7 protein-coding genes and 1 riboswitch are annotated in these 8,167 nt (G+C 71.4%); of the genes, 4 read left to right on the top strand and 3 right to left on the bottom strand.

Features of this window, described 5'->3' with window-relative positions:
* Positions 1 to 69: 69 nt before the first annotated feature.
* Positions 70 to 759, bottom strand: coding sequence for an AAA family ATPase (locus ACFWZ2_RS36030; RefSeq protein WP_384553070.1), 690 nt, complete (start codon positions 757 to 759; stop codon positions 70 to 72).
* A 130-nt stretch (positions 760 to 889) separates the two neighbouring features.
* Positions 890 to 1,006, top strand: a riboswitch (glycine riboswitch).
* Positions 1,007 to 1,155: 149 nt separating this feature from the next.
* On the opposite strand from ACFWZ2_RS36030, the gene gcvT reads away from it, so the two are divergent.
* The 4 genes from gcvT (at position 1,156) to ACFWZ2_RS36010 (ending at position 5,590) form a co-directional block, all read left to right on the top strand.
* Entirely contained in the window at positions 1,156 to 2,289 is a 1,134-nt protein-coding gene (gene gcvT / locus ACFWZ2_RS36025) for a glycine cleavage system aminomethyltransferase GcvT (protein WP_384553062.1), read from the top strand.
* 76 nt (positions 2,290 to 2,365) lie between these two features.
* Positions 2,366 to 2,743: a glycine cleavage system protein GcvH gene (gene gcvH / locus ACFWZ2_RS36020; protein WP_384553060.1), complete on the top strand. Its 378-nt coding sequence runs from the start codon at positions 2,366 to 2,368 to the stop codon at positions 2,741 to 2,743.
* Positions 2,744 to 2,766: 23 nt separating this feature from the next.
* Complete coding sequence (gene glyA, locus ACFWZ2_RS36015) at positions 2,767 to 4,029, top strand: serine hydroxymethyltransferase (protein WP_384553058.1); 1,263 nt, start codon at positions 2,767 to 2,769, stop codon at positions 4,027 to 4,029.
* 190 nt (positions 4,030 to 4,219) lie between these two features.
* The gene (locus ACFWZ2_RS36010) at positions 4,220 to 5,590 is read left to right on the top strand and encodes an L-serine ammonia-lyase (RefSeq protein ID WP_384553068.1); all 1,371 of its coding nucleotides are present in this window, start codon (positions 4,220 to 4,222) and stop codon (positions 5,588 to 5,590) included.
* A 30-nt stretch (positions 5,591 to 5,620) separates the two neighbouring features.
* On the opposite strand, the gene ACFWZ2_RS36005 is transcribed toward ACFWZ2_RS36010, so the two are convergent.
* Both ACFWZ2_RS36005 and ACFWZ2_RS36000 read right to left on the bottom strand, forming a co-directional pair.
* Positions 5,621 to 7,264, bottom strand: a complete 1,644-nt coding sequence (locus ACFWZ2_RS36005) for an amidohydrolase (protein ID WP_384553056.1) — start codon at positions 7,262 to 7,264, stop codon at positions 5,621 to 5,623.
* A 28-nt stretch (positions 7,265 to 7,292) separates the two neighbouring features.
* Complete coding sequence (locus tag ACFWZ2_RS36000) at positions 7,293 to 8,138, bottom strand: mycofactocin-coupled SDR family oxidoreductase (protein WP_384553054.1); 846 nt, start codon at positions 8,136 to 8,138, stop codon at positions 7,293 to 7,295.
* Between the last annotated feature and the right edge of the window lie 29 nt (positions 8,139 to 8,167).

The raw sequence follows: 8,167 nt of genomic DNA, 5'->3' as shown, positions 1-8,167 counted from the left end.
CAGCCGGGGCCCGCGCCGCCCGATGGCGCGGGCCCCGGCTGTGTCCCGGTGGCTCGGCGGCTCGGCGGCTCAGCTGTCGAAGCCGATCCCCCGCAGCACCCTCGCGGCCGCCCGGTCGAGCAGCACCGCGGAGCCGCAGCCGCGCGGCAGGTCGCCGCGCTCGGCGGCGCCGACCAGTCGGCCGATCATTCTGCGGTGCCGCGCGAAGGCGTAGCGGGAGACGCCGCGGCCGCGCGCCCGCTGGCCCTCCAGGGCGGTGTCGGCGGGCACGTCGAGCAGCAGCAGGTGCAGGGTCGTGCCGCGCCGCAGCGCTTCGCGGGCGAGCCAGCGGCGCACCCAGGCCTGGGTGCCGCAGTCGTGCACGACGACGCTCTCGCCGGAGCGCAGGACGCGGCGCAGCCCCGCGTAGTGCACGAGGCGGACCAGGGGGCGGTAGAGCGCGTACGGCAGCCGTCCCGGCATCCGGCGGGCCCAGCGGTCGCGGGTGTCCTGCGAGTCGATGCGCGGGCCGCCGACCGCCTGCCGCATCAGCGTCGACTTCCCGCCACCGGGCAGTCCGGAGACGACGACCAGGTCGCCCGCCGCGAAGGTGAGGCGGTGCGGGCTGTGCCCCGCCCGCTGCCGCAGGTCGCGGACGACGGCCAGGGGAAGCGGGCCGCAGCTCTCCCGGGCCGGGGCGGCGGCCTGCTTGGGCAGCGCCACCCCCGTGGTCGTGGCGTAGACACTGGCCTTGCTGCGCACCGTGATCGGCCTCCCCATAGCGGTCACGTACTGCTTCCCCGGCAAGTGTAAAGAGAAGGTAATGCGGCACAAGAGCATTCCCGGGCCACGGCTCCCCCTCAGCAGAGTCGCGTGCAATGATGTGCCCGCCAACTCCATACAGGCCGTTTGAATCCGCGCGGGAGAGTTCCCAGCAGCCGTCGTACGACGCACTGACGACGCGCTGGGGCGCCGAAGGAGCAAGTCCCTCCCTTGAATCTCTCAGGCCCCGTACCGCGCGGGCGAGGCACATCTGAAAAGCGGGCCGCCCCGGCGGTCCCACCCAAGGTGCAAGCCGGGCGTCCCGTCCATCGGGACACTCCCGGCGAACCTCTCAGGTTCCGATGACAGATGGGGAGGATCGACCTCGCCCGTCATGCCCTGGGAGTTCCCTTCATGAGCACTGCCCCCCGTCTGACCGCCCTCGATGCCGTGCATCGATCGCTCGGCGCGACCATGACCGACTTCGCGGGCTGGGACATGCCGCTGCGGTACGCCAGTGAGCGCGACGAGCACAACGCCGTGCGCACCAAGGCCGGTCTCTTCGACCTGTCGCACATGGGCGAGATCACCGTCACCGGCCCGGAGGCCGTGGACTTCCTGAACTTCGCACTGGTCGGCAACATCGGCTCCGTCGGCGTCGGCCGCGCCCGCTACACCATGATCGTCGCCGAGGACGGGGGGATCCTGGACGACCTGATCGTCTACCGCCTCGGCGAGGCGGAGGCCCCTGAGTACCTCGTCGTCGCCAACGCCTCGAACGCCCAGAACGTCCTGAACGAGCTGGGCAACCGCGTCGAGGACTTCGACGCCGAGGTCCGCGACGACCGCGACGCCTACGCGCTGCTCGCCGTCCAGGGCCCCGAGTCCCCCGGCATCCTGAAGTCCCTCACGGACGCCGACCTGGACGGCCTGAAGTACTACGCGGGCCTGCCCGGCACCGTCGCGGGCGTGCCCGCCCTGATCGCCCGCACCGGCTACACCGGTGAGGACGGCTTCGAGCTGTTCGTCGCGCCCGCCGACGCGGAGAAGCTGTGGAACGCGCTGATGGAGGCCGGTACCCCGGTCGGCATGGTGCCCGCGGGCCTCTCCTGCCGTGACACGCTGCGCCTGGAGGCGGGCATGCCGCTGTACGGGCACGAGCTGACCGCCGAGCTGACGCCGTTCGACGCGGGGCTCGGCCGGGTCGTCAAGTTCGAGAAGACCTCCCAGTCGGAGGACTTCGTGGGCCGGCCCGCCCTCGCGGCCGCCGCCGAGCGCGCCGAGTCCGCGCCGCCGCGCAAGCTCGTGGGCCTGATCGCCGAGGGCCGCCGCGTCCCGCGCGCCGGGTTCGCGGTGGTCGCCGACGGCAAGGTCGTCGGCGAGGTCACATCGGGCGCCCCGTCCCCGACGCTCGGCAAGCCCATCGCCATGGCGTACGTCGACGCGGCCCACGCGGCCCCCGGCACCGCGGGCGTCGGCGTGGACATCCGCGGCACGCACGAGCCGTACGAGGTCGTGGCCCTGCCGTTCTACAAGCGCCAGAAGTGACACTCGCGCCTGCCGCACCCCGCCCGTCGGCTCACCCGTTCATCAGCACTCCCCCGCGTACAGGAGAATTCAGGTCATGAGCAACCCCCAGCAGCTGCGTTACAGCAAGGAGCACGAGTGGCTGTCGGCCGCCGAGGACGGCGTGGCGACGGTCGGCATCACGGAGCACGCGGCCAACGCGCTCGGTGACGTCGTGTTCGCCCAGCTCCCCGAGGTCGGCGACACCGTGACCGCGGGCGAGTCCTGCGGCGAGCTGGAGTCGACCAAGTCGGTGAGCGACCTCTACGCCCCGGTCACCGGCGAGATCGTCGCCGCCAACCAGGACGTCGTGGACGACCCGTCGCTGGTCAACTCCGCCCCGTTCGAGGGCGGTTGGCTGTTCAAGGTGCGCGTCACGGACGAGCCGGGCGACCTGCTCTCCGCCGATGAGTACACCGCCTTCACCGCCGGCTGACCCATACCGATAGGGATCGTGTGATGTCGCTTCTCAACACCCCCCTCCACGAGCTGGACCCGGACGTCGCCGCCGCCGTCGACGCCGAGCTCCACCGTCAGCAGTCCACCCTGGAAATGATCGCCTCGGAGAACTTCGCTCCGGTCGCCGTCATGGAGGCCCAGGGCACCGTCCTCACCAACAAGTACGCCGAGGGCTACCCCGGCCGCCGCTACTACGGCGGCTGTGAGCACGTGGACGTCGCCGAGCAGATCGCGATCGACCGGATCAAGGACCTGTTCGGCGCCGAGTACGCCAACGTCCAGCCGCACTCCGGCGCCTCCGCCAACCAGGCCGCCCTCTTCGCGATCGCCCAGCCCGGCGACACGATCCTCGGCCTGGATCTGGCGCACGGCGGCCACCTCACCCACGGCATGCGCCTGAACTTCTCCGGCAAGCAGTTCAACGTGGTCGCGTACCACGTCGACGAGGCCGGTCTGGTCGACATGGCCGAGGTCGAGCGCCTGGCCAAGGAGAACAGCCCGAAGGTGATCATCGCGGGCTGGTCCGCCTACCCGCGCCAGCTGGACTTCGCCGAGTTCCGCCGGATCGCCGACGAGGTCGGCGCGTACCTGTGGGTCGACATGGCGCACTTCGCCGGTCTCGTCGCCGCGGGACTGCACCCGAACCCGGTGCCGTTCGCGGACGTGGTGACCTCCACCACGCACAAGACGCTGGGCGGCCCGCGCGGCGGCGTCATCCTGGCCCGCAACAAGGACTTCGCGAAGAAGCTGAACTCCGCGGTCTTCCCCGGCTTCCAGGGCGGCCCGCTGGAGCACGTGATCGCGGCCAAGGCCGTCTCCTTCAAGGTCGCGGCCTCGGAGGAGTTCAAGGAGCGCCAGCAGCGCACCCTGGACGGCGCCCGCATCCTGGCCGAGCGCCTGGTGCAGGACGACGCGAAGGCCGTCGGCGTCGACGTCCTGTCCGGCGGCACGGACGTGCACCTGGTCCTGGTGGACCTGCGCAACTCCGAGCTCGACGGCCAGCAGGCCGAGGACCGTCTCCACGAGGTCGGCATCACGGTCAACCGCAACGCGGTCCCGAACGACCCGCGCCCCCCGATGGTCACCTCGGGCCTGCGGATCGGCACGCCCGCGCTCGCCACCCGCGGCTTCCAGGCGGAGGACTTCCGTGAGGTCGCCGACATCATCGCCGAGGCCCTCAAGCCGGGCTTCGACGCCGAGGGCCTGAAGGCCCGCGTGACCGCTCTGGCCGACAAGCACCCGCTGTACCCCGGCCTGAAGTAGTTTCGTACGCTTTTGTTCGTACGTACGAAACGTCGGGGCACCCCGCACACTGGAGAGTGGGCGGGGTGCCCCGCACCACGTGCCCGCCCGCACCGCACGCGTACAGCAGTCCCTGCGTTCCTGCACCGCCTTGTACTTCTGCATCACCCCGGCAGACAACGGCGTCTACCAACCACCCTTGGAGTTTCCCGTGGCCATCTCGGTCTTCGACCTGTTCTCGATCGGCATCGGCCCGTCCAGCTCCCACACGGTCGGTCCGATGCGCGCGGCCCGCATGTTCGCGAGCCGCCTCAAGAACGAGGGCCTGATGGCCCACACCACCGCGATACGGGCCGAGCTGTACGGCTCGCTCGGCGCGACGGGCCACGGCCACGGCACGCCCAAGGCGGTCCTCCTTGGCCTTGAGGGCGAGTCGCCGCGCACGGTGAACGTGGAATCGGCCGACGACCGCGTCGAGGAGATCAAGTCGAGCGGCCGCATCAACCTCCTCGGCATGCACGAGATCGACTTCGACTTCGACGAAGACCTGATCCTGCACCGCCGCAAGGCCCTGCCGTACCACGCCAACGGCATGACGATCTTCGCGTACGACCGTGAGGGCGGCCTCGTCCTGGAGAAGACGTACTACTCGGTGGGCGGCGGCTTCGTGGTCGACGAGGATGCCGTGGCCGGGGAGAACCCGATCGTCCCCGACGACACGGTCCTCAAGCACCCCTTCCGCACCGGTGACGAGCTGCTGCGCCTGGCCTCCGAGACCGGCCTCTCCATCTCCGCGCTGATGCTGGAGAACGAGAAGGCCTGGCGCACCGAGGAGGAGATCCGCGCGGGCCTCCTCGACATCTGGGGCGTCATGCAGTCCTGCGTCTCGCGCGGCATGTCCCGCGAGGGCATCCTGCCCGGCGGCCTCAAGGTCCGCCGCCGCGCGGCCAACTCGGCACGCCAGCTGCGCGCCGAGGGCGACCCGCAGGCCCGCGCCATGGAGTGGATCACGCTCTACGCGATGGCCGTGAACGAGGAGAACGCCGCGGGCGGCCGCGTGGTCACCGCCCCGACGAACGGCGCCGCGGGCATCATCCCCGCGGTCCTGCACTACTACATGAACTTCGTGCCCGGCGCGGACGAGGACGGCGTCGTCCGCTTCCTCCTCGCGGCCGGTGCCATCGGCATGCTCTTCAAGGAGAACGCCTCGATCTCCGGCGCCGAGGTCGGCTGCCAGGGCGAGGTCGGCTCCGCCTGCTCGATGGCCGCGGGCGCCCTCGCCGAGGTGCTCGGCGGCTCCCCCGAGCAGGTCGAGAACGCCGCCGAGATCGGCATGGAGCACAACCTCGGCCTGACCTGCGACCCGGTCGGCGGCCTCGTCCAGATCCCGTGCATCGAGCGCAACGGCATGGCCGCGGTCAAGGCCGTCACCGCCGCGAAGATGGCGATGCGCGGCGACGGCTCCCACAAGGTGTCCCTCGACAAGGTCATCAAGACCATGAAGGACACCGGCGCGGACATGAGCGTCAAGTACAAGGAGACCGCGCGGGGCGGGCTCGCGGTGAACATCATCGAGTGCTGAGGATCGGCTCGCCGAGCGCCGAGGACCGGCTCACCGAGCGCTGAAGACCAGTTCTCCCTCGATGAACGTCATCTCGACCTTGGTGGCGTGGACTTGGGTGATCGGCGCGTCGAACGGGTTCCGGTCGACGACGATGACGTCGGCGAGCATGCCCCGTTCGATGCGGCCGACGCGGTGTGACATGCCTTCCTGGCGCGCGGAGTTGACCGTGAACAGGTCGAAGGCCTGCTCCAGCGTGATGGCCTGGGACTCGCCGAAGGACTCCGCGCCGCCGCCCGGCTCCTGCCGGGTGACGAGCGTCTCGATGGCGGACCACGGGTTCACCGACGGCACGACGCACCAGTCCGACCCCGGCACGACCAGGGCGCGCGCCTCCAGCATCTCCCGTACCGGCCAGGCCCGTTCGACCGCTTCCGCGCCGACGGCGGCCGTGATGTCCGCGCAGATCGGCGAGGGCCGCCACAAGTAGGGGGAGACCTCGAACGTGGCGCCGAGCCGCGCCGCGCGCTCGATGTCGGTCTTCGCCACGAAGGTGCAGTGTCCGACGTTGTGCATGGCAGGGCCGTATCCGTTGGCCCTGCGGGCGGCCTCGATGGCGTCGAGGGCCGCCCTGACCGCCGCGTCGCCCGCCGCGTGGAACTTGACCGTGATGCCCATCCGGTCGAAGCGGGTCACCGCCTGGTCGAGGACCGCGGGCGCGATCGCGAGCAGACCGTGCCGGCCCGCCTCGTCGCCCCGTCCCTCCACCGCGTCCTTGTAGGGCTCGATCATCGCCGCCGTGTGGCTGTCGGTCGGCACGCCGTCGAGGAAGATCTTCACGCAGTCGGGCGCGAGGTGGCTGCTCGCGCAGAGGTTCCGCCCGGCGATCACCTCTTCGCACACCGGGTCGCCGGGGGACCACACGAGGCTGAGGCGCACCCGCTGGCGGACGGCTCCGCGCGCGGCGAGACGGGTGTAGGCGCGCAACTCGGGGCGCGGACCCGCGGTGAAGCCGACCGCGGCCTCGGTGAACGACGTGATCCCGTACGAGAGCATCTCGCCGAGGGCCCACTCCAGGGCCTCCTCGACCTCCTCGTCGGACGGTTTGGGCGCGGAGGCGGCGAGCAGATCGGCGGCCGTCTCGCGCTGGATGCCGTTCGGGCGGCCCGTGGCGTCCCGCTCGAAGATGCCGCCCACCGGGTCGGAGGTGCCGGGGCCGATTCCGGCGGCCGCGAGTGCCGCGCTGTTCGCCCATGAGCTGTGTCCGCTGGTGTCCTCCAGGAGGACCGGATGGTCGGGCGCGACGGCGTCGAGCGCGGCGCGGTCCGGGCGGGCGCCGAGCGCGGACGCGTCCCACTGCCCGCCGAGCACCCAGGTGCCGGGGGCGGCCCGGGACACGTGCTCGGCGACGATGCGGAGGGTGTCGTCCAGGGTCGAGCCCTGCGGGACCTTGCAGCGGCGTTCGCGGACTCCGGCGTAGATCGGGTGCACGTGCACGTCGTGCAGGCCCGGCAGGACGGTGTCGCCGGGCGCGAGCTCGATCACCCGCGTGTCCGGGCCGCGCCGCCGCAGCACGTCGTCGCGGCCGCCGGCCATGTCGATGGCTCCGGCGCGCAGGGCGAGCCCATCGGCCCATCCCGTCGATGTCCTGACCTGCCCACCCACCAGAATCGTGTCCGCGTACTGATCGGTCATGGCGGCGTCCCACCTCCGGCTCGGTGACTCAGCGGCGGTTGATGAATCCGGCGTCGACGGGCAGCGTGACGCCGGTGACGTAGCGGGCCTCGTCCGAGGCCAGCCACAGGACGGCGTTGGACACGTCGACCGGTTCGATCGTGTCCACCGGCAGGGCGTTCGGCGACTCCTCGGAAAGGCGCGCGTCCTGGGCGACGAACTCGACCATCGAGGGGTCGGTGACCATGCGGGTGGCCACGCCGGTGGGGTGCACGGAGTTGACCCTGATGCGGTGCGGGGCGAGGTTGTTGGCGTACGTACGCATCAGCCCGACCGCGCCGTGCTTGGAGGCGGCGTAGCCGAGGCCGCCGTTGCTGCACCCGCCGATGCCGACGAGCCCGGCGGTGGAGCTGACGATCACGATGGAGCCGCCCTGCTCGGCGGCGATCATCGACGGGATGGCCACCTCGATGGTGTGGAAGGTGCCGGTGAGGTTCACGTCGATGGCGTCGTGCCACGCCTCCACCCGGTCTTCCACCAGCAGCGGCGCGATCCCCGCGTTGGCGACGACGACATGGATCTCGCCGAACTCCTCAAGGCCCGCGTCGTACGCCTCCTGGAGCGCGGCCCGGTCCCGCACGTCCGTCTGCCGCGCCACGACGCGGCGGCCCAGCGCCTCCACTTCCTCGACCGCGTCGCTCAGGTCCTCGGGCGTCGACAGCGGATAGGGCACGGTGTCGACCGGCCGGCACAGGTCCACGACGACCAGGTCGGCGCCCTCCTCCGCGAGCCGCCTGATGTGGCTGCGCCCGAGCCCGCCCGCCGCACCGGTGACGAAGGCCACCTTGCCGTCGAGACGCCCCTTGGTTCCCTGAGTTTCCTCATGCGCGGTCATGTCTGTGATGTACCGCGCGGCGGTCTCAC

Origin of the sequence: Streptomyces sp. NPDC059002 (genome assembly GCF_042740435.1) — a bacterium.
In the GTDB taxonomy this organism is placed as follows: Bacteria; Actinomycetota; Actinomycetes; order Streptomycetales; family Streptomycetaceae; genus Streptomyces.
The sequence above is the reverse complement of the archived record's forward strand: the minus strand, read 5'-3'. Positions and strand labels throughout refer to the sequence as shown.